Here is a 24,170-nt window from a genome sequence, read left to right on the forward strand (position 1 = left end):
CTTCTGATCGCCCAAGCCATCGCCAAGACTTTGGCGGCCCACGGCCATAACGCGGTTGGCGACGCCGCCGTGCACGCCTGGTATCGGTAACGCATGGAGACCGGCACCTGGCCGCCCTTGCGCTGACCGCGGTGCCGTCCCGCCGCTACGCCAGGCTGCGCACCGTATAAAGCCCCGCCGCCGTCAACAGCAGGGAGCCGGCCAGGCTGGCGCCGGCGTACAGCAGGGCGACGCCGTAGGCGCCCTCTTCCACGAAGGCAACCGTTTCCGCCGAAAAGGTGGAAAACGTCGTCAGGCCGCCGAGGAAGCCGGTGATGCAGACCAGGCGTATCCACACGGGCCATTCCGGATGGCCCGCGACCAGCGCGACCATCACCCCTATCAGATACCCTCCGGCCAGGTTCGCCGCCATGGTGCCCCACGGCCAGCCGCCCGCATTGAAGAACAGGCCGAGCACCCAGCGCAGCCAGGCGCCCAGGGCAGCCCCGATACCGACGGCGAGAAAATTTCCAGCAGTGAACATAGTCTTGCCCCGCGCCTGCGCGCCCGCTCAACGGAAACGAGCCGGATTATCGCAATAAACGCCGGCGCATCAATATGGCGGCGATCCACACCGCCGCCACGCCGCTGACGACAAGCTGGATCAGGTTAGGCCACAGTTGCGGCGGCCGCTCGCCCAGCGCCAGCGGCCGCAGGATATCGACCGCCGCCGACAGCGGCAGCCAGCGCATCACGGCGACCAGCGGCGCGGGCAGCTGCGACACCGGGAAGAACACGCCCGACAGGAACACCATGGGCGTGATGACGAGGGTGAAGTAGTACATGAAGAAGTCATAGCCGCGCGCCAGGGCGCTGACGATGATGGCCATGCCGGCGAACAGCAAGCCCATGGGGACCAGCACCAGCGGCACCCATGCCAGCGTCGCGGCGCGCGAGATATCCAGGGCGACCACGACGAGCAGGATGGCGAGGCCGCTTTTCATGGCCTTGGCCGCGGCCCACAGGATCTCGGCCCACACCACATCGTCCAGATCGAGAGGCGTATTCAGCATGGCGTCCCAGGTGCGCTGGATCTGCAGCCGCGAAAACGCGTTATACGTCGCTTCGAACGTGGCGCCGTACAAGGCGCCCACGCATATGGAGCCCGCCGACAGATAGGTGACGTAGGGCACGCCTTCCACGCCCGGCAGCATGCCTCCCAGGCCATAGCCCAGCGCCAGCAAGGCCACCATGGGATCCAGGACGTCGCCCAGGATGGTGGTAAGCGCCGTTTTGCGCCACACCAGGAAATTGCGGCGCACCACCGCGAAGCTGCGCGTGGTCGGCCAGGGCCAGCGCCACAGCGGCGGCATGGTGGACGTGCGGTTCGCGGGTGTCTGCATCGGCATGCCCTAGGTATCCTCGCGCATATCGCGGCCGGTCAAGCGCAGGAAAAGATCTTCGAGATTGGCGGGACGATGCAGATACCGTACCCCCGCCGCCACGCGCAGCGTGCGCACGATCGGATCGGCATCCGCGGTGTAGCAGAACGCCGTTTCGCCGCTGACTTCGATGCGCGCGGCCAGCTCCCCGCGCCAGGCTTCCAGCCAGGCCTGCAGGCCATCGCCATACGCTTCCACCACTTGAGGCTCGACGTGCCGGTCTATCAACTCGCGCGGCGTCCCCTCGGCGATCATGCGGCCACGATCGATCACGCCCAGGCGATGGCACAAACGCTCGGCCTCGTCCATGAAATGGGTGGTCAACAGGATGGTCTTGCCGCGCGCCAGTAATGCCTTCAGACGCTCCCAGATCAAATGGCGAGCCTGCGGATCCAGCCCCGTGGTCGGCTCGTCCATCACGATCAGCGCCGGGTTGTTGATCAAGGCACGGGCCAGCGTCAGGCGCCGCTTCATGCCGCCCGACAGCTCGCCGATGCGCGCATTGGCCTTGCCGGCCAGCGCGGCGAAATCCAGCAATTCCGGAATGCGCCCGCGGATCTCCGCATCGTGCAAGCCGAAATAGCGGCCGAACACCAACAGGTTTTCCACCACAGTGAAGTCGGGATCCAGGTTGTCCATCTGCGGAACGACGCCTACGCCCATGCGAGCCTGGCGGGCCAGCGCCGGAACCGGTAATCCAAGAAGTTCGATGCTGCCGCCATCAAACGGCGTCAGTCCCAGCAAGGTGCGCAGCGTGGTCGTCTTGCCCGCGCCATTGGGTCCGAGCAACCCGTAGCACTCGCCGCGGCGCAGGAAAAAAGAGAGGTCCCGCACGATGGGGCGGCCGTTGTAGCCCTTGCGCAGACCTTCGACGCGCAAGGCGGCGGACTCGCTGGCGGATGAGGGAGTAACGACGGTCATCGCCGCATTCTAGCCGCGCGCCAGGATACGCGCCGAGACATCGGCCGCGCTTTCGCGCATCAGGAACCAGGACGGGGCATTTCCACTGGCTGGAAATGTCGCCGTGCCGCTGGCGCCGCCGTCCTCTACACTCGCCGCACAACAAGCACCGCGCCCATCGACCGCGCGGCCGAGTGTCGCCGGCACCTGGCGTGCCGGATGTGGAGACAAACCATGCAGCATTATCCCGCCCGCCGCCGCGTGCTGACGGCTGCCGCCGCCATCGCGACCACCGCCCTCGCCCCCTGGCCGGCACGCGCCGCCACCGCCCCGTCGCCGGCGCTGCCCAACAAAACCTTGCGGCTGATCGTGCCTTTCGCACCGGGCGGCCCGGTCGACAGCCTGGGACGCCTGCTCGGCAAAATCATGAGCCCCATGCTGAAGCAACCCGTCGTCGTGGACAACCGTCCGGGCGGTGGCGGCGTGGTCGCGCTCAACGCCGTCAGCAGCGCGCCAGCCGACGGCTCGACGATGGTGCTGTCTTCCATCACGCTGGTGACGACGCCGGCCATGATGCCCGTCGCGTACAACGCCGAAAAGGATTTCGAGCCCATCACGGTGGCGGCCTTCATTCCCCATATCCTGGTGGTGCGCGCCGATTCCCCGGCCAGGACGCTGGCGGACCTGGTGACGGCCGCCAAGGCCAGGCCGGACAGCATGAGCTACGGCTCGTCGGGCAACGGCACATCGGCCCATCTGGCCGGCGCGCTGTTCGCCGACCGTGCCGGCCTGCAAGTCACCCACGTACCTTATCGCGGCGCGGCGCCGGCGCTGACCGATCTGCTGGCCGGGCGGCTGCAGTTCATGTTCCTGGACACGCCCACGCTGCTGCCTTATCTGCGAGCCGGCAAACTGCGTGCGCTGGCGGCGGCGCCGGCCGCGGGCGCCAAGGCCTTGCCGGATGTACCGACCATCGCCGCGTCGGGTTACCCCGGTTTCGATATCCATGCCTGGTATGGGGCGCTGGTCAAGGCTGGGACGCCGGAGCCGACGCGCCAGGCGCTATACGACGCGGTTCGCGATGCCCTGGGCAGCGACGAGGCGCGGCAATATCTGGCGTCGGTAGGCATCGACCCGGGCGGCATGCCGCCCGGGCAGTTCGCCAGCCTGATCCATGACGACCTCGCCCAATGGAAAGACACCATCGGCCGCCTGCATATCTCCATCGGCTGACCCGGCTGTTCCATCACCGCCTTTCGAAGAGAGCACCATGCGCATCGCGATTCCCGACGACTACCAGGACTGCGTACGCGGCCTGGACTGCTATGCCCGGCTCGCCGGCCACGACGTCACCGTCTTTCACGACAACGTGAAGGACATCGACGCGCTGGCGGAGCGGTTTCGCGATGCCGAAGCCATCGTGCTGACGCGCGAGCGCACGCAGGTCGGGGAAGCGCTGCTGCGCCGCCTGCCCCAGCTGCGCCTGATCAGCCAGATCGGCAAGGTGGCCCCGCATCTGGACGTCGCGGCGTGCACCGCCCACGGCGTGGCGGTGGCCGAAGGCTCGGGTTCCGGCGCGGCCACGGCCGAACTGACCTGGGCGCTGATGCTGGCCAGCCGCCGGCACCTGGTCACGGAAGCGAATCGCCTGCGCGACGGCCTGTGGCAAGGCACGCTGGGGCAGGAGTTGCGCGGCCAGCGCCTGGGCGTCTGGAGCTACGGCCGGATCGGCAAACAGGTGGCAAACTACGGACGCGCCTTCGGCATGAAAGTCTGGGTATGGGGCGGCCCGGGTTCGACTACCCAGGCGCGCCAGGACGGCATCGAAGTCGCGCCCAGCCGCGAGGCCTTCTTCGCCGAAAGCGACGTCCTGACGCTGCACCTGCGGCTGGGGCCTGCGACGCAGGCAGCCATCGGCGCCGCGGACCTGGCCCGCATGAAAACCACGGCGCTGATCGTCAACACCAGCCGCGCCGAGCTGATTGCCCCCGGCGCGCTGGAAGCGGCGCTGCACGCGGGCCGGCCACGCTACGCCGCGGTCGACACGTTCGAATCCGAACCCATCCTGGGCGCGGACCATCCCCTGCTGCGCCTGCCCAACGCGCTATGCACGCCGCACCTGGGCTTCGTTGAGAAGGACAACTACGAAGCCTATTTCGGCACGGCTTTCGACAACATCAACGCGTTCTGCGCCGGCACGCCGACCAATCTGGTCAATCCGGAGGTGTTGCGTACCGAAGGCTGACGGCGCGGCAGGCGGATGGCGCCGCGCTCCTGCGCGATTGCGCGATTGCGAACCCCGCGGCGAGAGCGCGGCGCGCCGCCTCATTCCTTCAACAGCCGCGCCAGGCGATCGAGCAGCGGACGCTGGCTCTCCAGTATCTTCTCGTGCGCGCGCGGCAGGCTGAACCAGGCTGCGCGGTCCACTTCCGGAAAGACCTGCAGCCGTCCGCTGCGCGGCGGCCACTCCATCTCGAAGGTGTTGCTGCGCAACGCCGCGACATCGAAGTCGCCCGCCACCGCGAAAGCGACCACGCGCTTGCCGCCGCGCTGGACGATTTCTCCCAGGGGCAGCAGCGGCTCGCCGGGAGCGGCGCCCAGTTCTTCGCGGAATTCGCGCACGGCGGTGGCAAGCGGATCTTCACCCGCATCGATTTCGCCCTTGGGTATGGACCAGGCGCCCGCGTCGCGCGCCCGCCAGTACGGTCCACCGGGATGGACGAGCAGGACGGACACCTCCATTCCCGGTCCGGCACCCGCGGGGGTGCCGGACACGCGGTACATCAGGATGCCCGCGCTGGCCTTCGCCACCTACAGCACCGCGTGCGCCTTCACGTAAGCCTTTACGGCCTGGGCGTCGCAATCCATGACCTGCACGCGCTGGGGCAGCGATTCCAGATCGGCCAGCCCGGCCGGCGGCGGCACCGGACGGCCCAGGGCTTCCTGGATCGTGTCCGAGAACTTCGCCGGCAGCGCCGTTTCCAGCACCAGCATGGGCACGCCCGGCTCGACATAGGCGCGGGCCACCTTCACCCCGTCGGCGGTATGCGGATCGATCAGCACACCGGCTTCGTCGTAAGTGGAGCGGATGGTGGCCAGCCGGTCCGCGTGCGTGCTGACCCCGCCGACGAAACCATAGTCGGCTTCGAAGGACGGCTGCAGCGCCGACAGGTCGAACTGGCCCGTTTCCGCGAGTTCGCGCCACAAGGCCTTGACGCGCGACGCGTCGCCGCCCATCAGGTCATACACGAAGCGCTCGAAATTCGACGCGCGCGAAATATCCATCGACGGACTGGAGGTCGCGTACGTGTCGACGGCGGATCGCGGCCGGTAGATGCCCGTGCGCAGGAACTCTTCCAGCACATTGTTTTCGTTGGTGGCCAGCACCAGGCGCCGCACCGGCAGGCCCATGCGGCGGGCGATATGCCCCGCCAGGATATTGCCGAAGTTGCCCGAGGGCACCGCGAAGGAAACCTGCTGGTCCGCCCGCGTGGTCGCGCGCAGCCAGCCGTGGATGTAATACACCACCTGCGCGGCGATACGCGCCCAGTTGATGGAATTCACGGCCCCCAGACGGCAGCCCGCCTTGAAGTCCAGGTCGCCGGCCAGCAGCTTGACGATGTCCTGGCAATCGTCGAACACGCCGCGCACGGCGATGTTGTGGATGTTGGCGTCCTGCAGCGAATACATCTGCGCGCGCTGGAAGGGGCTCATGCGGCCGTGCGGCGACAGCATGAAGACCGCCACGCCCTTCTTGCCGCGCAGCGCGTATTCCGCCGCGGAGCCGGTATCCCCCGAGGTCGCGCCCAGGATATTCAGCGTGGTGCCGCGCTTGGCCAGCACGTATTCGAAGACCTGGCCCAGGAACTGCATGGCCATGTCCTTGAACGCCAGGGTCGGGCCGTCCGACAGGCCCAGCAGGCTCATGCCCCCGGACAGCGGCCGCACCGGCACGATGTCTTCGCTGCCGAACACCTTGTCGGTATAGGCGGCGCGGGTCAGGCGATGCAGGTCGTCCGCCGGAATGTCGTCGGCGAACAGCCGCAGCACTTCGAAGGCCAGATCGGCATAAGGCAGGCCGCGCCAGCCTTGCAGGGTCTCGGCCGACAGCCGCGGCAGGGTTTGCGGTACCGCCAGGCCGCCATCCGGCGCCAGGCCTTCCAGCAGGATGTCGGAGAAATCCTGCGGCGCCATGCCGCCGCGCGTGGATACGTATTTCATGACAAGGTCTCCATGCGGATGCGTGTCACCCGGGAACGCACGAAGGGCAAGCCTTCGATGCGGCCGATGGCTGTGTTGACGGCGCCTTCCACCGCTTGATGCGTCAGGAAGATGATGTCCGCGCCGCCGATATGCGACGGCTGCTGGATCATGGAGCCGATCGAAATCTTGTGCTCGGCCAGGATGCGGGCGATGTCCGCCAGCACGCCGGGCTGGTCGTCCACGCGCAGGCGCAGGTAATAGGACGTCGACACCTGGTCGATGGACAGGATGGGCGTATCCGCCATCGCGTCCGGCTGGAAGGCCAGGTGCGGCACGCGGTTGCCCGGGTCGGCGGTATGCAGCCGCGTCACGTCCACCAGGTCGGCCACCACGGCGGACGCCGTCGGTTCTTCACCGGCGCCCTGCCCGTAATACAGCGTGGGGCCGACGGCGTCGCCGCGCACCAGCACGGCGTTCATGGGGCCTTCCACATTGGCCAGCAGGCGCTCGGCCGGGATCAGCGCCGGATGCACGCGCAGTTCGATGCCGTCGGGACGCCGGCGCGTCATGCCCAGCAGCTTGATGCGATAGCCCAGGCGTTCGGCGTGCGCGATGTCTTCCTGCGCCAGCGCGGAAATGCCTTCCACATAGGCCTTGTCGAACTGCACCGGCACGCCGAAGGCCAGCGAGGCCAGCAGCGTCAGCTTATGGGCGGCATCGACGCCTTCGATGTCGAAGGTGGGATCGGCTTCCGCATAGCCCAGGCGCTGCGCTTCGGCCAGGACTTCGGCGAAGGGCTGGCCGCGCGTGCGCATTTCGGAAAGGATGAAGTTGGTGGTGCCGTTGATGATGCCGGCCACCCACTCGATGCGGTTGGCGGTCAGGCCTTCGCGTATCGCCTTGATGATGGGGATGCCGCCGGCGACAGCGGCCTCGAAAGCCACCATCACGCCGCGCGCCGAGGCCGCGGCGAAGATTTCGTTGCCATGCTTGGCCAGCAGCGCCTTGTTCGCCGTGACCACGTGCTTGCCCTGGGCGATGGCTTCCAGCACCAGCTCGCGGGCCAGCGTGTCGCCGCCGATGAGTTCGACGACGATATCGATTTCCGGATTGCGCACGACCTGGTGCGGGTCCGTCGTGATCGCCGCCGCGTCGCCGACGCGGCTGGCCGCCTTGGCGGCATCGCGCACGGCGATGTGGCTGACTTCGATGCGACGGCCCGCGCGCCGTGCGATTTCTTCGGCATTGCGCGACAGCACCGTAAAGGTCCCGCCACCCACCACGCCCAGGCCCAGCAGGCCCACCTTCATGGGATTCATTTTGAGTTATCCATCACGCTTCAAATCACCCGCATCACATGACACGGCTCTCCCCAAACGCAGACGCCGCGGATCCGGCTCCGCCGGTCCGCTGGCGTCGCCCCCTTGAGGGGGAAGCGCACAGCGCTTCGGGGGTGGGCCTTCCCTCCGGTCCGCTGGCGTCGCCCCCCTTGAGGGGGAAGCGCGCAGCGCTTCGGGGGTGTCATTTCAGCAATCCGTCCTTGCGGAACATCTCTTTAATGCCGCGGACCGCCTGGCGGGTCCGTTGCTCGTTTTCGATGAGCGCGAAGCGCACATAGTCGTCACCGTATTCGCCGAAACCGATCCCCGGCGAAACGGCGACCTTGGCGTCGGCCAGCAGGCGCTTGGAGAACTCCAGCGAGCCCAGGGCCTTGTAGGGCTCCGGAATCTGCGCCCAGATATACATGGACGCCTTGGGAATCTCCACGTTCCAACCCGCTTCGTGCAAGCCGCGCGCCAATACGTCGCGCCGGCTGCGGTACTGTTCGACCACCTGCTTGACGCAATCCTGCGGCCCATCCAGCGCCGCGATCGAGGCGACCTGGATGGGCGTGAACGTCCCGTAATCGTGATAGCTCTTGATCCGCGCCAGCGCATGGACCAGCTCGCGATTGCCCACCATGAAGCCGATGCGCCAGCCGGCCATGTTGTAGCTCTTGCTCATGGTAAAGAACTCGACCGCCACGTCGCGCGCGCCGGGCACCTGCATGATGGACGGCGCGACATAGCCGTCGAAGCAAATATCGGCGTAGGCCAGATCATGCACCACCAGGATGTCATGTTCCTTGGCCAGCGCCACGACGCGCTCGAAGAAGCCCAGGTCCACGCATTGCGCCGTGGGATTGCTGGGAAAGCCCAGCACCATCATCTTGGGCTTGGGTATGGATTCGCGCACGGCGCGCTCCAGTTCCTCGAAAAAGTCCACGCCCGGCGTCATGCGCACCGAACGGATATTCGCGCCCGCGATGACCGCCCCGTAGATATGGATGGGATAGCTGGGATTGGGCACCAGCACGGTATCGCCGCGATCCAGGGTGGCCAGCATCAGGTGCGCCAGGCCTTCCTTGGACCCGATGGTGACGATGGCCTCGCTGTCCGGATCGATATCCACCGCATAACGGCGCTGGTACCAGTCGGAGATCGCCTTGCGCAGCCGCGGTATCCCCTTGGACACCGAATAGCCGTGGGTATCGGGCCGGTTGGCGGCCTCGATCAGCTTATCCACGATATGGCGCGGCGTGGCGCCGTCCGGATTTCCCATGGACATGTCGATGATGTCCTCTCCGCGCCGTCGTGCCGCCATTTTCAATTCGGCCGTGATATTGAAAACGTAAGGCGGCAGGCGCTCGATGCGCGAGAAGTTCCTCATGACGGGAATCCTTGATGCGGGAGGGGAATTAGGGGCTAACCCGATAATCTAGCCTATGCAGAGCAACCCGGCAAATGGCACGAAAAAAGCACTTTTCCCCCGTGTTGAGCGCGCAACATGCGTGCATTGCGATGCGCTATCATCCGCACAACAAGCCGGAGTCCTTATTGAAGCTGCATACTGAGCCTGCGTCGGCGCTGAATACCGTGACCGCTTATGGTGACGGATACATCGAAGTCAACCTGGTACGCTTTTCCCACGCGGTCGCCTTCGGGCCCGAAGGCGCAGTCGCCGAATGGCCGGTCAAGGCCGCGGACCAGATCACCTCATCGCTCTTGCGACAGGCCGCCGGCCTGCCCGAACCGGTCCGCGATCCGCTCGCCTTCCTGGACGAGCCCGATACCGCGCCCGCGCTTCCCCCCAACGCCCCCGAAGTCCTCCTCATCGGCACCGGTGCGCGCCAGCGCTTCCTGCGGCCGGAAGTGCTGCGTCCGCTGCTGACGGCGGGCATCGGCATCGAAACCATGGATACCCAGGCGGCGGCACGAACCTACAACATACTGATGTCGGAAGGCCGGCGCGTCATCGTCGCCCTGATTCCGACCGGAGAATCCGAAGAATGAAGCCGATCATAGGCAAACCGGCCCCGCTTTTTACCGCTGACAGCACCATCGGCCCGATCAGCCTGGAGCAATGCCGAGGCCGCGCCGTGGTCCTGTACTTCTATCCCAAGGACAACACGCCCGGCTGCACCACCGAAAGCCAGGACTTCCGCGACATGCACGCCGATTTCCTGGCGGCGGGCTGCGTGGTCATCGGCATCTCCCGCGATTCGCTCAAGTCGCACGAAAACTTCCGCTGCAAATACGACCTTCCCTTTCCACTGATCACCGACCCCGACGAAACCGTGTGCAATCTGTTCGGCGTCATCAAGCAGAAAAACATGTATGGCAAGCAGGTGCGCGGCATCGAGCGCAGCACCTTCCTGATCGATGCCTATGGCGTGCTGGTGCAGGAATGGCGCGGAGTCAAGGTTCCGGGCCATGCCAAGGAAGTCCTGCAAGCCGCCAAAAGCATCGGTTGACCGATTTCCCGTAGTTCGGGGTCCGTCCGGGCCCCAGTCAGGCGATATTGCCGGCCCCCCAAGGAGAGTGACTCCATGCCGCTTCCCAAGTTGCCCACCCGTCCCGCCGCTATCCTGACCTTCCCTTCGGGCGAAGCCGCCCGCGCCANGCAGGCCGCCCGCTCGGTCAAACCGTCGGCCGAACAACCCGAGCGCGAAGTCGTCCAGCCCCAGCTGGCCGGCATCGCCACCCCCCAACCGCAGCCCCTGGCGCCGCGCAAGACCGCCGCGCGCAAGGAAACCGGCCGCAAAGCCGCGGCCGCCCAGCCGGACGCGGCGCCCGCCGCCGCACCGGTGCTGCGCGCCGCCCCCACGCCCGCCGCGACACCGTCGCGCAGGCCCCGCGCGCGCCCCGACACCGGCGTCCGCAAGCTGTTCGTGCTGGACACCAACGTGCTGCTGCACGACCCCACGTCCCTGTTCCGCTTCGAAGAGCACGACATCTTCCTGCCGATGATGACGCTGGAAGAGCTGGACCATCAGAAGAAAGGCATGTCCGAAGTCGCGCGCAATGCGCGCCAGGTCAGCCGTTCCCTGGATGCCTTGGTCAGCGACACCGTCAAGCTGGACGAGGGCCTGGCGCTGAACGCGCTTGGCAATAAGGACGCCGCCGGCCGCCTGCTGCTGCAGACCACCGCGATCCACAGCACGCTGCCCTCCGACCTGCCCATGGGCAAGGCGGACAACCAGATCCTCGGCGTCGTGCGCGCCCTGCAGGAAAAGTACCCCGAGCGCGAAGTCGTGCTGGTGTCCAAGGACATCAACATGCGCCTGAAGGCGCGTGCGCTGGGCATGGCCGCGGAAGACTACTTCAACGACCACGTCCTGGAAGACTCGGACCTGCTCTACACCGGCGTGATGCAGCTGCCGGAAGATTTCTGGAACAAGCACGGCAAGGACGTCGAATCCTGGCAGCAGGGCGGCACCACCTTCTACCGCATCAACGGGCCGCTGTGCGCGCAGTTCGTGGTCAACCAGTTCGTGTACTTCGAAGGCCAGATGCCGCTGTACGCGCAGGTGCGCGAGGTCAGCGGCAAGACAGCCGTGCTGGCCACGCTGCGCGACTACACGCACGGCAAGAACAATGTCTGGGGCATCACGGCGCGCAACCGCGAACAGAATTTCGCGCTCAACCTGCTGATGAATCCCGAGTGCGACTTCATTTCGCTGCTGGGCCAGGCCGGCACGGGCAAGACCCTGCTGGCGCTGGCGGCGGGCCTGACCCAGGTGCTGGAAACCAAGCGCTATACGGAAATCATCATGACCCGCGTCACGGTACCCGTGGGCGAGGACATCGGCTTCCTGCCGGGCACGGAAGAAGAAAAAATGCTGCCGTGGATGGGCGCCCTGGAAGACAACCTGGACGTACTCAACATGGGGGACGGCGACGGCAATGGCGACTGGGGCCGCGCGGCCACCATGGATCTCATCCGTTCGCGCATCAAGGTGAAATCGCTGAACTTCATGCGCGGCCGTACCTTCCTGAATAAATACCTGATCATCGACGAGGCGCAGAACCTGACACCCAAGCAGATGAAGACGCTGGTGACGCGGGCGGGCCCCGGCACCAAGGTCATCTGCCTGGGCAATATCGCGCAGATCGACACGCCGTATCTGACGGAAGGCAGCTCGGGCCTGACCTATGTGGTCGACCGTTTCAAGGGCTGGCCGCATTCGGGCCACGTCACCCTGCAGCGCGGCGAACGCTCGCGCCTGGCCGACTATGCCGGCGACGTGCTGTAGCGACGGGGCGCGGGACCATGCCATGACCTCGGGCGCCGCGGGCATGCGGGCGTGGGAAGCCTCGGTGTGCGAGGAGGACGCCGCATGACGGCCGTGCTTCCCCTTGGCATCACCATGGGCGATGCCGCCGGCATCGGTCCCGAGATCGTCGTGCAGGCCTACGCCCAGGGCCTGGCGGCCCCCGCCATCGTTTATGGCGACGCCGGCGCGCTGCGCCGCGCGGCGCAAATGCTGGGCGCGCGCCTGGACATCGAGGAGATCCCGGACGCTGCCCATGCCGCGCCACGCGCGGACCTCATTCAGGTGGTGGCCTGCCACCCCGCCCTGCCCGCCGACCTGCCGCCCGGCCAGGTCGACGCGCGGGCCGGACGCGCCGCCTACGAATATGTATGCGCGGCCATCGACGACGCCATGGCGGGCCGCATCCGCGCCATCGTCACCGCGCCGCTGAACAAGGCATCCATGCACGCCGGCGGCATCGATTATCCCGGGCACACGGAAATCCTGGCCGACCGCAGCGGCACCCGGGATTTCGCCATGATGCTGGCCAACCGCGAATTGCGCGTCCTGCTGGTCACCATCCACCTGGCCCTGGCCGATGTTTTCGCCCGCATCACGGTGGAATCCGAATTGCGCGCCATCCGGCTGGCCCACGCGGCCTGCCGGCAGATGGGGATCGACCGGCCGCGGGTGGCGGTGGCCGGCCTGAATCCGCATGCCGGCGAAAACGGCAAATTCGGCCGCGAGGAAATCGACGTCATCGGCCCCGCCATCCAGGCCGCGCGCCAGGAAGGCATGGATGCCAGCGGTCCCTGGCCCGGCGATACGATATTCATGCGCGCCCGGCGCGGCGATTTCGATATCGTCGTCGCGCAATACCATGACCAGGGACTGATCCCGGTCAAATACCTGGGCGTGGAAGAAGGCGTCAACGTCACCGTCGGCCTGCCCTTCGTCCGTACCAGCGTCGACCACGGCACCGCCTTCGATATTGCATGGCAGGGCGTCGCCGATCCGACCTCGCTCATCGTCGCCTTCGACCTGGCCTTGGCCATGACAGGCCATTGAAAGAATCGCGGATCGTCCAGGTCTACAATAAGCGCCTTCTGATTTTCACCATCCCGGCCGGCTGGCGCGGTTCGCGCATGGCATGACCGTCTTCCGTCGCAGCTCATGAACCGCTTCACTCGCTTTTTGCCGGACCGCTTCCTGCTGTTCCTGGTCACCACCGTCATCCTCGCCAGCCTCTTTCCCGCGCACGGTCGCGGCGTGCCGATATTCAGCAACATCACGAATATCGCGGTCGGACTGCTGTTTTTCCTGCACGGCGCCCGCCTGTCGCGCGAAGCCATCGTCGCCGGCATCACGCATTGGCGCTTGCACACGCTGATCTTCACGACCACCTTCATCCTGTTTCCCCTTATCGGACTGGCGCTCAAGCCCGTGCTGATGCCGCTGGTCACACCGGAGCTCTACCTGGGCATCATGTTCCTGTGCTGCCTGCCCGCCACCGTGCAGTCGGCGATCGCCTTCACGTCGATGGCGCGCGGCAATGTACCGGCCGCCGTATGCAGCGCGTCCGCGTCCAGCCTGCTGGGCATCTTCATCACCCCGCTGGCGGTCGGCCTGGTGGTGGTCAATGCCGGCAATGCGCCCGTGTCCTTCGACGCGGTCGGCAAGATCATGCTGCAGTTGCTGCTCCCCTTCGTACTGGGCCAGGTACTGCGGCGCTGGATCGGCGGCTGGGTGCACAAGCGCAAGTCGCTGCTGAAGATCGTCGACCAGGGCTCCATCCTGCTGGTCGTGTACACCGCGTTCTCGGAAGCCGTGAATGAAGGCCTGTGGCACAACACGCCCGTGCCGGCGCTGCTGGGCCTGATCGTCGCCTGCGGCGTCATCCTGGCCGTAGCGCTGCTGATCACGGCGGTGGCGGGCCGCGTGATGGGCTTCAGCGTGCCGGACCGCATCACGCTGATGTTCTGCGGTTCGAAGAAGAGCCTGGCCAGCGGCATCCCCATGGCGCAGGTGCTGTTCGCCGGCCACGCGGTGGGCGCCATCGTGTTGCCGCTGATGATGTTCCACCAGATCCAGCTGATGGTCTGCGCCATGCTGGCCGGCCGCTTCGCCAAGCGTCCCCCCGCCGGCGACGGCCACGGCCACGACTGACCGGCACATAAGGCCGGCCGCCTTGTAAAGATCCGGACACACGGCTGTAAAGCGGCTGACACGCCGCTGTAAATCGCCGGAAATGCAGGCGGCGCATGCTGGACCCCGCTCATCCCATGAGGGCAATCCGGGGTCCGCCAGCATGAACCGCACCACCTACGCCTGTATCCTGCGCGCCTGTGCGCCCGCCCTTGCCGTCCGCACGCTGGCCAAGGGCCGATCAGATCCCCTGTACTCCACCGCCCTGTGGGAGCGTTTCGGCTTCGGCTATGCCCTGCCGACCAGCGGCGTGGCGCCGGTCTGGATACACGCGGTCAGCCTGGGGGAAACGCGCGCCGCGCAGCCTCTGGTGCAGGAACTGCTCAAACGCCGCTGGCCGGTCATCCTGACGCACGCCACGGCGACCGGCCGCCGCGAAGGCGCCCGCCTCCATGGCGCCGCGATCGACGCGGGCCAGTTGCGCCAGGCCTGGCTGCCCTACGACACCCCAGGCGCATGCCGGCGCTTTCTGGAAGAGGTAGCGCCGTCCTGCGGGATCCTGCTGGAACGCGAAGTGTGGCCCAACATGATCCACGAAGCGAACGCGCGCAACGTCCCCATGGTGCTGGCGAGCGCGCGCTTGTCGGAACGTTCCGCCAAACGCGGCCGCTATGCCGGCCGCGTCCTGCGCGATGCCTATGCCGGGCTCGATCGCGTGCTGGCGCAGACCGAGCAGGATGCGGAGCGCTTGCGTTCCAGCGGCGCCCGCAATGTGCAGGTGTGCGGCAATATCAAGTTCGATATGGCGGCGCCCGGCGACCAGATCACCCTGGGCCGCGCGTGGCGCCAGATGTGGGGCAGGCGAGTCGTGGTGATCGCCAGCACCCACGAGGGGGAGGAAGCGGCGTTCATCCAGGCCTACATGGCGCGCGAGCAAGGTGGACGCGGCACGCCTGGCCGACATGCCGGGCATGCCGCCCAGCACCGCGAAGTGCCGCTGCTGATCATGGTCCCCCGTCACCCGGACCGTTTCGACGCCGTGGCGGCACAGCTCGCCCACAGCGGCTTGCGCTGGGCGCGCCGCAGCGCCGTGGACCTGTTGCAACCCTTGCCCCCCGCAACGCAAATCCTGCTGGGCGATAGCATGGGCGAACTCTACGCCTACTACGCCGCCAGCGACGTCGCTATCGTCGCCGGCAGTTTCACCGCAGCGGGCGGCCAGAACCTCATCGAACCCTGCGCCGTCGGCACCCCCGTGGTAATGGGACCGCAAGCGCGCAACTTCTCCCAGGCGACCCTGGACGCGCTGTCCAGCGGCGCCGCCCGGCGCGCGGCGGACGTGGCCGACGCCCTGGACACCGCCATCAAGCTGCTGGACAACGCCCCCGCCCGCGCCGGCATGATCGCCGCCGGCAGGGATTACGTGGCATCCCACACGGGTGCCAGCGAGCGCATCCTGGGGACGGTATCGCAACTATTGTCCGAACGAGGCCTGATCCCCGGGAAGCTGGGCGCGGTACCGCGCAACATCCCGGCTCTGCAATTCCTGTTCTAGGCCCGCTTCACCACTGGTAGCGCGCGGTCGCCAGTACGGTGCGCGAGGCGCCCCAGTAGCAGATCATCGGGCTGGTGCAGTACGCCAGATATTCCTTGTCGAACAAATTGCTGGCGTTCAGGGCCAGCCGCCAGCGTCCCGTATCGTAGTGCACGGCCGCATCGATCAGCACGCGCGACGGCAGGACAAGATCGTTATCGGCCGCCCCATAAGTCTTGCCGACATAGCGCGCGCCGGCCCCGAATCCCAGCCCGCTCAGATCCCCGCCACGTATCGTGTAGTCAGCCCAGGCCGAGGCCATATGCTTGGGTACGCCGGTAGGATGCTTCCCTTGCGTGGCAGTGGTGGACTTCGTCACCACGTTATCCAGATAGGCATAGGACGCGATCAAGCTCAGCTCGCGGCTCAACTCGGCATGCCCCTCCAGCTCCACCCCGCGCGAGCGGATCTCGCCCGCTTGCACCGAGGCCAGCGGATGGCTGGGATCGGGATCGGGCGTCACGACGTTTTCCTGACGCAGATCGAACACCGCCACGGTCGCATAACTGCGCGACCGCTCGGGCTGGAACTTGATCCCTACTTCATATTGCTTGCCGCGTGTCGGAATGAAGGGGTTGCCGTCCCAGTCGGCGCCGCTCTGCGGCTGGAATGAGGTCGAATAGCTGACATACGGCGCTATCCCGTTGTCGAACTTGTAGCTCAGTCCGCCGCGCCATGTGAAGGCGTGGTCGCCGGTGCGGCTCGATGCCATATTGGCGCCAGTCATCGCGCTATCCTGCACGTCCCGCGTGCTCGCATAGTCGCGCCGGCCGCCCAGCGTCAACAACCATCGATCCCAGCGCAGCTGCTCCTGCAGATAGGCGCCGATCTGCGCCAGCCGCGTCGTCTCGTCCACCGTAACCGGCACCCGCGGATAGCCGTTGTAATCGGGATGGAAGATGTCGATGGGATAAGCCGAAAAGAATTGCCCGCCGCGCCGGATATCGTTTTGCAGATACTGGTAATCCACTCCCGCCAGCACGGTATGCCGCACCGGACCGGTACCGAAATCCAGCTGCGCCTGGTTATCGATGGTGAACTGCGACATGTGTTCGCGGTTGATATTCGCCCACATGTAAGCGCTGCGCTGGTCCGGCGTCAGTGGGCTGGACAGCGAGGTCTGGTAGTAATCGACGTCGTCATGCAGATAGCGCACGTTCTGCCGTACCTGCAATAGGTTGTTGAAGCGATGTTCCAGCAGATAGCCCGCCGAATACTGCGTACGGCGAAACCTGTCCGTATCAGGATTGCCCAGATACTCATCCGGATGCAGATGCCCATTCGGATTCCATCGCACCGTGCCGGCCGCCGGCACCGGGTTGAACAAGCCGCCCTCCGGATCGTATTGATAGCTGCCGAGGAAGGTCAGCTTCGTATCGCTGCTGGGTTGCCATGTCAGTGCCGGCGCAATGCCGATGCGCTGCTCCTCGACATGGCGGGTCTGGGTATTCGCATCGCGGCCCAGGCCCGTCACGCGGTATAGCCATTTGCCGTCCTGGTCGACCGGTCCGCCGAAATCGAAGCCCAGCTGATAGCGCTGGTCGTTGCCTACGCCCATCTCGATCGAATGCAGCGGTTCAGCCGAAGGACGCTTGGTGACCATATCCACCAGGCCGCCGGGGCTGGCCTGCCCATAGAGGACCGACGCGGGTCCGCGCAGCACATCGATGCGCTCCAGGAAGTACGGATCGATGCGTGGATTGGCGAACCAGGTCGTGCGGTTCAGCTTCATGCCGTCCAGATAGGAGTCCGCCGCGAAACCGCGTAGGGTCAGCTGGTCGAAGCGCAGGTCGTTGTCCTGGCTGTATACGGCTGGCACGTAGCGCAAGGCCTGATCGAGCGTCTGGGCCGCCTGATCGTCCATTTGCTGGCGGGTGACGACGGAGATCGATTGCGGGGTGTCGATCAGCGCCGTATCGGTCTTGCTGCCGGCGCTGCTGCGGGTGGCGACATAGCCCGCCACCGGTCCATCCGCCGTCTCGACCGCATCGCCGGTCACGCTGATCACCGGCAGTTGCTGAGGCTGCTGCGCGCCGGCGGGCGCCGCAAGGCATGCCGCCAGGCCAAGCGCGATACCGGACATCCGCCACTCGGGACGACCACTCTGAAATACGAACATCAAGGCTGCTCCGCTGCGCGAGGTGCGGCAAAAAAACGACGCGCGTTCACGCCCCCGCCCCATTAGTTTCTGTTAATCGAAATCATTCGCATTTAAACGTGTAAACTGGGATTCCGGCGGTCAAGAATATTCGCCAACCCGCCGACTTCAGGCCGTATAGAGAACTTCATCCAAAAAACTACGGGAAATGGACAATATCTGGAGGCGCCGCTTTGCTCCCGGCTATCAGCGCCTGAAGCGTCCCGTCATGGCATACCGGTTCGACTATCCCCATGGCAGTCGCGAAATCTGGCACAGCCACGAACAAGGCCAGCTGGTCTACGCCCTGCGCGGCGTGGTGCGCGTCCTGACACCCGAAGGCGCCTGGACGGTGACGCCGACGGATGCGTTGTGGATCGCCCCGGGCGTGGACCATGAGCTGCACATGGTCGGCCAAGTCGCCCTGCGGGCGCTGCGCATCGAGCCCGACACGGCGCCATGGCTGTGGAAAGTGTGCCGCCACCTTGCGGTCGGGCCCTTGTTGCGTGAGTTGATCCTGGCGATGCTCGAAGACCCGCCGGAGTACCCGCCTGAAAGCACCGCGGCCCTGTGCGTGCCGCTGCTGCTGCGGCAACTTCAGCAGGCGCCCGCGCTGGAACACGGCAAGCTGCCGCTGCCGCGCGACAAGCGCCTGCTGAAAGTGTGTGAACTATTGATGGAAACGCCAGGCAGCATCGCCACCATGGATGTGCTGGGCATGCATGCGGGAGCCAGCATGCGTACCCTGGGCCGCCTGTTCAAGCGGGAAACCGGCCTGACGTTCAGCCAATGGCGGCAGCAGCTGCGGCTGGCCGAAGCCGTGTGCCAGTTGTCGCTGGGGACTCCGGTGGCCAGCGTCGCCCGCGATCTGGGCTACGCCACCGCCAACGCCTTCAGCACCATGTTCCATCGCGCCCTGGGCGCGCCGCCGCAGCGCTACATGCGCCAGGCCCATGCCGGCATCCGGCAGGATGGCGAGGCGCGCCGCGACGTCGTATAGGGTCCGGGCGCCCGGAGCCCAGGCAACACACGGCCGCGCGGCGCATGCGCGGCCACGCCGATATCAATACTGCGGCCCGGCGGTGAAATTCAGGAAGCGCGTGCTCATACCCTGGAAGGTCAGCCGCACCGTGCCGATCGGGCCGTTACGCTGCTTGCCGATGATGATCTCGGCCGTGCCCTTGTCCGGCGAATCGGGGTTGTACACCTCGTCCCGGTAAATGAACAGGATCACGTCCGCGTCCTGCTCGATAGCGCCGGATTCGCGCAGATCGCTCATCACCGGACGCTTGTTGGGCCGCTGCTCCAGGCTGCGGTTCAACTGCGACAGGCCGATCAAGGGGCAATTCAGCTCCTTCGCCAGCCCCTTCAGCGAACGGCTGATTTCCGAGATTTCGGTGGCGCGGTTTTCGCCGCCACCGCCGTTGCCCGACATCAGCTGGATATAGTCGATGATGATCAAGCCCAGCTGGCCGCACTGCCGCGCCAGCCGGCGCGCCCGCGCGCGCACTTCCATCGGGCTGAGGGCCGGCGTTTCATCGATGTAGACCTGCGCGTCCTGCATCAGCTGCACGGCGTGCGTGACGCGCGGCCAGTCCTCGGCGATAAGCTTGCCGGTCCGCATGCGGTGCTGGTCCAGCATGCCGACGGAACCCAGCATACGCATGGCCAGCTGCACCGCGCCCATTTCCATGGAGAACACCGCCACCGGCAAGCCTTGCTCGATGGCGACGTGTTCGCCGATGTTCATGGAAAACGAAGTCTTGCCCATGGAAGGCCGCCCGGCCACGATCACCAGGTCGCCCGGCTGCAGGCCGGACGTCATCTTGTCCAGGTCGGTGAAGCCCGTGGGCACGCCCGTGACATCGGATTCGGTATCGCGGTGATAGAGCTCGTCGATGCGCTCGACGACCTGGGTCAGCAGGGGCTGGATTTCCTGGAAACCGGCGGCGCCCCGCGCCCCTTCCTGGGCGATCTTGAACACCTTGGACTCGGCTTCATCCAGGATCTGGCGCGCCTCCTTGCCCTGCGGGTTCAAGGCGGCGGAAGAAATCTCATCGGCAATGGTCACCAGCTTGCGCAGCGTGGCGCGCTCGCGCACGATCTCCGCATAGCGGCGGATATTGGCGGCCGACGGCGTGTTGTGCGCCAGGGAATTCAGATAGGCGATGCCGCCGACGTCTTCCGACTTGCCGGCGCTGACCAGCGACTCATGCACCGTGATGACGTCGGCCGGCCGCGCCAGGCCGATCAGGCGGGCGATGTGCTGCCAGATCAGGCGATGGTCGTGCCGATAGAAGTCTTCCTCGATCAACACGTCGGCGATACGGTCCCATGCCGCGTTGTCCAGCAGCAGGCCGCCCAGCACGGATTGCTCCGCCTCGATGGAGTGCGGGGGCACACGCAGGTAGTCCAGCGTGGTATCGCCTTGGGGATTCATAGGTTCATTCATGGTCGCAACGCATCCGCAACACGGAAAAAGCCCTGAACGTCGCGGGACCGCAGCCATCCCAGCAACGGCCGCAGCGGCCAGGCGATCCCGCGCAGGAAACGACCCAGCCGCAGCAGGCGGGCGCGCACTTCGGGATCGGGATTGACTTCAAAGTAGGACCTCAGCATAACCTGACCCAACGTCGGCATGATGGCCGAAGGCAGCTTGCGCATGGAAAGCACCGACGCCACCATCTGGAACAGATCGTAGGCCTGTCCCAGCGGGCGGGACAGCGCCTCGCCGATGTTTTCCTCGAAATCGATGCGCCACATGTCGTTGCCGCGCACCGTCAGGTTGCGGATCTGCGCCCCGCCGTGGCAAAAGCCGCGTTGGTGGAATTCGGCAAGATCCCGGCCGGCCCAGGCGGCGAGCTCGACACGGGACTGGTCGCTGCCATGGCGTAGCAGCTCGTTCAGGTCCTTGCCCACGTGTTCCAGTATCAGCAGGCCGGGCTCGTGCCACCAGATGTCGGGCACGCGGCAATCCGCCGCGCGCAGGCGCCGCAGCCGCTCGGCCTCGTAGTCGACGCCATTGCGCAAAAGGACACGGGGGTTGGGGAATTCCCCGAGCACCAGCTTGCAGCCGATAGCCAGCAAGGCGGCCCGGGTATAGCGCAGGGCGTAGCTGACCATGCCTCGCACGCTGGGGCGGCGGTACTTGACCACGAACGGGACGCCGTCGACGGTGACTTCGTCCACCGACGGCAGCGGCGCCTGCCTGGCGCGCGCCAGCCAGTCCTGAAGACCCGGCGGAGGGGATACGTGTTCGGGCGGCAAGGTCAGCGGGGCTCGGGAAAAGGAGATGAAAAAAGCCGGCTCCAAGCCGGCTTTTTTTTGCCTTGGGGCCTTGGGGCCACCGGGCCGCCCCGAGGCTAAAGCCTCCTCGTGGGCAGCAAGCCGGAATTACCGGCGCGGCAACGTCAGGCGATTTCGCCTTCGACCACCACGGTGACTTCCACCACCACGTCGGCATGCAGCCCGATTTGCACGGGATACTCGCCGATGGCCTTCAGCGGGCCGGAGGGCAGGCGGACGTTGGCCTTTTCCACCGACTCGTAGCCGGCCTTGTGCAGGGCCGCGGTGATGTCGGCGCTGGTCACGGAACCGAACAGGCGGCCGTCGACGCCGGCCTTCTGCTGGATCTTGACCTGTTGGCCGTTCAGGCGATCCGCCACGCCTTGGGCGGCGGACAGCTTCTCGGCCTGGACCTTTTCGAGTTCGGCGCGACGCGCTTCGAACGCTTCCAGGACCTTGGGCGTGACACGCTGAGCCTTCTTCTGCGGGATCAGCCAGTTGCGGGCGAAGCCGTCGCGAACGCGGACTTTATCGCCCAGATTGCCCTTGCCGGGCACTTTTTCGAGCAGGATCACTTCCATCGCGATCTCCGGATCAATTGTGGTTGTCGGTGTAGGGCAACAGCGCCAGGAAGCGCGCGCGCTTGATGGCGGTGTCGAGCTGGCGCTGGTAGTGCGCCTTCGTACCGGTCAGGCGAGCCGGAATGATCTTGCCGTTTTCCTGGATGAAGTCACGCAGCGTGTCCAGATCCTTGTAATCGATCTCTTCCACGCCGGCCGCCGTGAAACGGCAGAACTTGCGGCGCTTGAACAGCGGATTCTGCTGCGTGAATTTGCGTTTTTCCTTGCGCTTACCGAAGAAAGCCATGATGTGCCTCTTGATTCGTGTGGGTCGTCGACCCGTAATCTTTACCAGAGCGGAGCGGTGACCGCCCCATCGTTCCATTCCCGTACCGGCATTCCGGCGGCCGGGACCATCCGGGGCATTAGCCCACCAGCGGATCCTGACCTGCCGACACCCGCGTCACACGCTGAAGATGCAGCTTCAACTTGACCGCTCCCTGGCGAACCGGAGCCAGAAAGCCCTGCACCTGCAGCGATGCGCCAAGCTGGATATCAGCCAGCATCAAGGCCAGATCCCCCAACGCCACCGCCTGTATCGTCAGTTCGACGCGGCGCGGATGGCCTGCCTCGATCACTTCCGATGCATGTTCCAGCAGCATTTCCAGCACCGGGATGCCGGCGGGGGTGTGGCGCAGCGGTTCCCTTTCGAGTACCTGCGCGCTCAATGCCGTTTCATTCATCGCTTACCGGCCGGTTTGCCGGGATGGCAGGCGGTTGCGCCGGCCGTTTATGACGCCAACTTACTCAGCCTGGGTGGCAGCCGCTTCCGCGGACGCCTTACGGGCTTCTTCACGCTCGACCGACTTCATCATGATCGAGGCGCCGGTCTGGGCCTTCTTGGTCTTGATGACCAGGTGGCGCAGGACAGCGTCGTTGTAGCGGAAGGAATGCTCCAGCTCGTCCAGGGTGGACTGGTTGCACTCGATATTCAGGCACACATAGTGGGCCTTGACCAGCTTCTGGATCGGGTAGGCCAGTTGGCGGCGGCCCCAATCTTCCAGGCGGTGCACGGTACCGCCCTGGCCGGTGACCAGCGACTGGTAGCGTTCGACCATGGCAGGCACTTGCTCGCTCTGGTCGGGATGGACAATGAACACTACTTCGTAGTGACGCATGGGTAAAACTCCTGGTGGATGTCCCGGCACGGACCCGAGGATCCCGATCCCGCAGGAATGACTTGGATCGAACTAATTGGGATCGGCCGGGGGACAGCCCGCCGCCCGAAAACGGACGGTCGAGCAGGAAAGCCGTCGATTATCGCCCGAATCCGACGCTTGTGCAAGCGCACAACGCGCCGTCGCGCCCATGCAACGGCGGGCGAACCGATGGTCAGAGCGCGGCCGGCCCCGAGCCTTCCACCACCGCGTAGGCGGAATGATTGTGGATGGATTCGAAGTTTTCGGCTTCGACGCGATAGGCGGCCACGCCCGCGCGAACCGACAGGCGCGCCGCCACGTCGCGGACCAGGTCTTCGACGAACTTGGGGTTGTCGTAGGCGCGTTCGGTGACGAACTTCTCGTCCGGGCGCTTCAGCAGCCCCCAGACTTCGCAGGACCCTTCGTCCTCGATCAGGCGGATGATTTCGTCCACGCCGACGTCGTCGCCGATACGGGCCGCCACCGTCACGTGCGAGCGCTGGTTATGCGCGCCATACTCCGAAATCGCCTTGGAACAGGGGCACAGGCTGGTCAGCGGCACCTGCACGATCAGCTCGAATTCGACCTGCTCGCCGGCGGCCCGCGCGATCCACTGGATCTCGTAATCCATCAGGCTCTGCACGCCCGACACCGGCGCCGACTTGTTGATGAAATACGGGAAGGCCGCGGTGATGTCGCCACGCTCGGCATGCAGCAAGGGCAGCATTTCGCGCGCCATGGCGCGGAACGACGCCGGCGTCATGGGCATGCTGCGGTATTTTTCCAGCAGCGCCACGAAGCGGGACATGTGCGTGCCCTTTTCTTCGGCCGGCAAGGCGACCGTCAAGGTCCAGTTGGCCACCGTCGCCATTGCGCTGCCATCCGCGGACTGGACCAGCATGGGATGGCGTACGCCGCGTATGCCCACCCGCTGGATGGGGATGTGCCGCGTATCGGCCGAACTCTGCACGTCCGGCATGATGAGAGCGGGAGCTATCGGGGAATTCATAGATCTGGCCTGTGACAAACGGGCTGCCTGAGCGCCGTCCAAAATGTCGATGGACGAGCATTATCGCCCAACGCAATCCATACGTCCGGGAAAACCCTTTTCCCGACAGGTGTCAAGGAATCCCGCGCCGCGCGGTTACCGC

Annotated in this window: 23 protein-coding genes and 1 pseudogene; 9 read left to right on the plus strand and 15 right to left on the minus strand. The window is 65.9% G+C overall.

The window, feature by feature from the left end; translation table 11 throughout:
* Positions 1–145 precede the first annotated feature (145 nt).
* Genes crcB through ACNA0R_RS22915 form a run of 3 tightly spaced genes read right to left on the minus strand, consistent with a single transcriptional unit; the run spans position 146 to position 2,342 of the window.
* Positions 146–523 (minus strand): fluoride efflux transporter CrcB, encoded by a 378-nt coding sequence (crcB, locus tag ACNA0R_RS22905; protein WP_415828374.1) that lies wholly within the window; start codon positions 521–523, stop codon positions 146–148.
* Between the two features lie 46 nt (positions 524–569).
* On the minus strand, positions 570–1,382 hold the full coding sequence (locus ACNA0R_RS22910) for an ABC transporter permease (RefSeq protein ID WP_415828455.1): 813 nt from the start codon (positions 1,380–1,382) through the stop codon (positions 570–572).
* Positions 1,383–1,391: 9 nt separating this feature from the next.
* Positions 1,392–2,342 carry an ATP-binding cassette domain-containing protein gene (locus ACNA0R_RS22915; protein WP_415828375.1) on the minus strand — a complete coding sequence of 317 codons (951 nt, stop codon included), beginning with the start codon at positions 2,340–2,342 and terminating at the stop codon, positions 1,392–1,394.
* Between the two features lie 213 nt (positions 2,343–2,555).
* Here ACNA0R_RS22915 and ACNA0R_RS22920 point away from each other — a divergent pair, with 213 nt between their 5' ends.
* Together ACNA0R_RS22920 and ACNA0R_RS22925 are read left to right on the plus strand one after the other, a co-directional pair.
* Positions 2,556–3,554, plus strand: a complete 999-nt coding sequence (locus tag ACNA0R_RS22920; protein ID WP_415828376.1) for a Bug family tripartite tricarboxylate transporter substrate binding protein — start codon at positions 2,556–2,558, stop codon at positions 3,552–3,554.
* A 37-nt stretch (positions 3,555–3,591) separates the two neighbouring features.
* A complete protein-coding gene (locus tag ACNA0R_RS22925; RefSeq protein ID WP_415828377.1) occupies positions 3,592–4,566 on the plus strand; it encodes a D-2-hydroxyacid dehydrogenase family protein in 975 nt (324 codons plus the stop codon).
* An 80-nt stretch (positions 4,567–4,646) separates the two neighbouring features.
* On the opposite strand, the gene ACNA0R_RS22930 is transcribed toward ACNA0R_RS22925, so the two are convergent.
* From ACNA0R_RS22930 to alaC, 4 genes are all read right to left on the minus strand, one after another.
* Complete coding sequence (locus ACNA0R_RS22930; protein ID WP_415828378.1) at positions 4,647–5,132, minus strand: NUDIX domain-containing protein; 486 nt, start codon at positions 5,130–5,132, stop codon at positions 4,647–4,649.
* Complete coding sequence (gene thrC / locus ACNA0R_RS22935) at positions 5,133–6,542, minus strand: threonine synthase (protein ID WP_415828379.1); 1,410 nt, start codon at positions 6,540–6,542, stop codon at positions 5,133–5,135.
* Positions 6,539–7,843: a homoserine dehydrogenase gene (locus tag ACNA0R_RS22940; RefSeq protein WP_415828380.1), complete on the minus strand. Its 1,305-nt coding sequence runs from the start codon at positions 7,841–7,843 to the stop codon at positions 6,539–6,541. The genes thrC and ACNA0R_RS22940 overlap by 4 nt, the downstream gene beginning before the upstream one ends.
* 202 nt (positions 7,844–8,045) lie before the next feature.
* Positions 8,046–9,233, minus strand: coding sequence for an alanine transaminase (alaC, locus tag ACNA0R_RS22945; protein ID WP_094842831.1), 1,188 nt, complete (start codon positions 9,231–9,233; stop codon positions 8,046–8,048).
* A gap of 167 nt (positions 9,234–9,400) precedes the next feature.
* Between alaC and ACNA0R_RS22950 the strand changes: the two genes are divergently transcribed.
* The 6 genes and pseudogenes from ACNA0R_RS22950 to ACNA0R_RS22975 all read left to right on the plus strand — a co-directional run bounded on the left by ACNA0R_RS22950 (position 9,401) and on the right by ACNA0R_RS22975 (position 15,799).
* Positions 9,401–9,856: an Mth938-like domain-containing protein gene (locus ACNA0R_RS22950; RefSeq protein WP_415828381.1), complete on the plus strand. Its 456-nt coding sequence runs from the start codon at positions 9,401–9,403 to the stop codon at positions 9,854–9,856.
* Positions 9,853–10,317 carry a peroxiredoxin gene (locus tag ACNA0R_RS22955; RefSeq protein ID WP_415828382.1) on the plus strand — a complete coding sequence of 155 codons (465 nt, stop codon included), beginning with the start codon at positions 9,853–9,855 and terminating at the stop codon, positions 10,315–10,317. Before ACNA0R_RS22950 ends, ACNA0R_RS22955 begins: the two co-directional genes overlap by 4 nt.
* Positions 10,318–10,466: 149 nt before the next feature.
* Positions 10,467–12,099 (plus strand): annotated as a pseudogene (locus tag ACNA0R_RS22960) (PhoH family protein); the annotation flags it as partial.
* A gap of 84 nt (positions 12,100–12,183) precedes the next feature.
* Positions 12,184–13,167 (plus strand): 4-hydroxythreonine-4-phosphate dehydrogenase PdxA, encoded by a 984-nt coding sequence (gene pdxA / locus ACNA0R_RS22965; RefSeq protein ID WP_415828383.1) that lies wholly within the window; start codon positions 12,184–12,186, stop codon positions 13,165–13,167.
* Between the two features lie 105 nt (positions 13,168–13,272).
* Positions 13,273–14,265 (plus strand): bile acid:sodium symporter family protein, encoded by a 993-nt coding sequence (locus ACNA0R_RS22970; RefSeq protein WP_415828384.1) that lies wholly within the window; start codon positions 13,273–13,275, stop codon positions 14,263–14,265.
* A 142-nt stretch (positions 14,266–14,407) separates the two neighbouring features.
* Complete coding sequence (locus ACNA0R_RS22975; RefSeq protein ID WP_415828385.1) at positions 14,408–15,799, plus strand: 3-deoxy-D-manno-octulosonic acid transferase; 1,392 nt, start codon at positions 14,408–14,410, stop codon at positions 15,797–15,799.
* A 7-nt stretch (positions 15,800–15,806) separates the two neighbouring features.
* On the opposite strand, the gene ACNA0R_RS22980 is transcribed toward ACNA0R_RS22975, so the two are convergent.
* On the minus strand, positions 15,807–17,921 hold the full coding sequence (locus ACNA0R_RS22980) for a TonB-dependent siderophore receptor (RefSeq protein ID WP_415828386.1): 2,115 nt from the start codon (positions 17,919–17,921) through the stop codon (positions 15,807–15,809).
* A 223-nt stretch (positions 17,922–18,144) separates the two neighbouring features.
* Here ACNA0R_RS22980 and ACNA0R_RS22985 point away from each other — a divergent pair, with 223 nt between their 5' ends.
* On the plus strand, positions 18,145–18,975 hold the full coding sequence (locus ACNA0R_RS22985; RefSeq protein ID WP_415828387.1) for a helix-turn-helix domain-containing protein: 831 nt from the start codon (positions 18,145–18,147) through the stop codon (positions 18,973–18,975).
* A gap of 63 nt (positions 18,976–19,038) precedes the next feature.
* Here the strand turns inward: ACNA0R_RS22985 and ACNA0R_RS22990 are convergent, their stop codons facing one another.
* The 7 genes from ACNA0R_RS22990 to folE2 form a co-directional block, all read right to left on the minus strand.
* A complete protein-coding gene (locus ACNA0R_RS22990; RefSeq protein ID WP_415828456.1) occupies positions 19,039–20,415 on the minus strand; it encodes a replicative DNA helicase in 1,377 nt (458 codons plus the stop codon).
* A gap of 8 nt (positions 20,416–20,423) precedes the next feature.
* The gene (locus ACNA0R_RS22995) at positions 20,424–21,248 is read right to left on the minus strand and encodes a BUD32 family EKC/KEOPS complex subunit (protein ID WP_415828457.1); all 825 of its coding nucleotides are present in this window, start codon (positions 21,246–21,248) and stop codon (positions 20,424–20,426) included.
* Between the two features lie 137 nt (positions 21,249–21,385).
* Positions 21,386–21,841, minus strand: a complete 456-nt coding sequence (gene rplI / locus ACNA0R_RS23000; protein ID WP_415828388.1) for a 50S ribosomal protein L9 — start codon at positions 21,839–21,841, stop codon at positions 21,386–21,388.
* Positions 21,842–21,854: 13 nt separating this feature from the next.
* On the minus strand, positions 21,855–22,127 hold the full coding sequence (gene rpsR, locus ACNA0R_RS23005; protein ID WP_066352664.1) for a 30S ribosomal protein S18: 273 nt from the start codon (positions 22,125–22,127) through the stop codon (positions 21,855–21,857).
* 118 nt (positions 22,128–22,245) lie between these two features.
* Positions 22,246–22,563: a primosomal replication protein N gene (gene priB, locus ACNA0R_RS23010; protein ID WP_415828389.1), complete on the minus strand. Its 318-nt coding sequence runs from the start codon at positions 22,561–22,563 to the stop codon at positions 22,246–22,248.
* 60 nt (positions 22,564–22,623) lie between these two features.
* The gene (gene rpsF, locus ACNA0R_RS23015; RefSeq protein ID WP_415828390.1) at positions 22,624–22,998 is read right to left on the minus strand and encodes a 30S ribosomal protein S6; all 375 of its coding nucleotides are present in this window, start codon (positions 22,996–22,998) and stop codon (positions 22,624–22,626) included.
* A 214-nt stretch (positions 22,999–23,212) separates the two neighbouring features.
* Positions 23,213–24,028, minus strand: a complete 816-nt coding sequence (gene folE2 / locus ACNA0R_RS23020) for a GTP cyclohydrolase FolE2 (protein WP_415828391.1) — start codon at positions 24,026–24,028, stop codon at positions 23,213–23,215.
* Positions 24,029–24,170 lie beyond the last annotated feature (142 nt).

The organism is Bordetella sputigena (assembly GCF_965137885.1).
In the GTDB taxonomy this organism is placed as follows: Bacteria; Pseudomonadota; Gammaproteobacteria; order Burkholderiales; family Burkholderiaceae_B; genus Bordetella_C; species Bordetella_C sputigena.

Excerpts from the sequence above, each read along its gene's own strand:
- crcB (WP_415828374.1), bottom strand. The coding sequence starts at position 523 with ATGTTCACTGCTGGAAATTTTCTCGCCGTCGGTATCGGGGCTGCCCTG.
- ACNA0R_RS22910 (WP_415828455.1), bottom strand. The coding sequence starts at position 1,382 with ATGCAGACACCCGCGAACCGCACGTCCACCATGCCGCCGCTGTGGCGC.
- ACNA0R_RS22915 (WP_415828375.1), bottom strand. The coding sequence starts at position 2,342 with ATGACCGTCGTTACTCCCTCATCCGCCAGCGAGTCCGCCGCCTTGCGC.
- ACNA0R_RS22920 (WP_415828376.1), top strand. The coding sequence starts at position 2,556 with ATGCAGCATTATCCCGCCCGCCGCCGCGTGCTGACGGCTGCCGCCGCC.
- ACNA0R_RS22925 (WP_415828377.1), top strand. The coding sequence starts at position 3,592 with ATGCGCATCGCGATTCCCGACGACTACCAGGACTGCGTACGCGGCCTG.
- thrC (WP_415828379.1), bottom strand. The coding sequence starts at position 6,542 with ATGAAATACGTATCCACGCGCGGCGGCATGGCGCCGCAGGATTTCTCC.
- ACNA0R_RS22940 (WP_415828380.1), bottom strand. The coding sequence starts at position 7,843 with ATGAATCCCATGAAGGTGGGCCTGCTGGGCCTGGGCGTGGTGGGTGGC.
- alaC (WP_094842831.1), bottom strand. The coding sequence starts at position 9,233 with ATGAGGAACTTCTCGCGCATCGAGCGCCTGCCGCCTTACGTTTTCAAT.
- ACNA0R_RS22955 (WP_415828382.1), top strand. The coding sequence starts at position 9,853 with ATGAAGCCGATCATAGGCAAACCGGCCCCGCTTTTTACCGCTGACAGC.
- pdxA (WP_415828383.1), top strand. The coding sequence starts at position 12,184 with ATGACGGCCGTGCTTCCCCTTGGCATCACCATGGGCGATGCCGCCGGC.
- ACNA0R_RS22970 (WP_415828384.1), top strand. The coding sequence starts at position 13,273 with ATGAACCGCTTCACTCGCTTTTTGCCGGACCGCTTCCTGCTGTTCCTG.
- ACNA0R_RS22975 (WP_415828385.1), top strand. The coding sequence starts at position 14,408 with ATGAACCGCACCACCTACGCCTGTATCCTGCGCGCCTGTGCGCCCGCC.
- ACNA0R_RS22980 (WP_415828386.1), bottom strand. The coding sequence starts at position 17,921 with ATGTCCGGTATCGCGCTTGGCCTGGCGGCATGCCTTGCGGCGCCCGCC.
- ACNA0R_RS22985 (WP_415828387.1), top strand. The coding sequence starts at position 18,145 with ATGGACAATATCTGGAGGCGCCGCTTTGCTCCCGGCTATCAGCGCCTG.
- ACNA0R_RS22990 (WP_415828456.1), bottom strand. The coding sequence starts at position 20,415 with ATGAATCCCCAAGGCGATACCACGCTGGACTACCTGCGTGTGCCCCCG.
- rplI (WP_415828388.1), bottom strand. The coding sequence starts at position 21,841 with ATGGAAGTGATCCTGCTCGAAAAAGTGCCCGGCAAGGGCAATCTGGGC.
- rpsR (WP_066352664.1), bottom strand. The coding sequence starts at position 22,127 with ATGGCTTTCTTCGGTAAGCGCAAGGAAAAACGCAAATTCACGCAGCAG.
- priB (WP_415828389.1), bottom strand. The coding sequence starts at position 22,563 with ATGAATGAAACGGCATTGAGCGCGCAGGTACTCGAAAGGGAACCGCTG.
- rpsF (WP_415828390.1), bottom strand. The coding sequence starts at position 22,998 with ATGCGTCACTACGAAGTAGTGTTCATTGTCCATCCCGACCAGAGCGAG.
- folE2 (WP_415828391.1), bottom strand. The coding sequence starts at position 24,028 with ATGAATTCCCCGATAGCTCCCGCTCTCATCATGCCGGACGTGCAGAGT.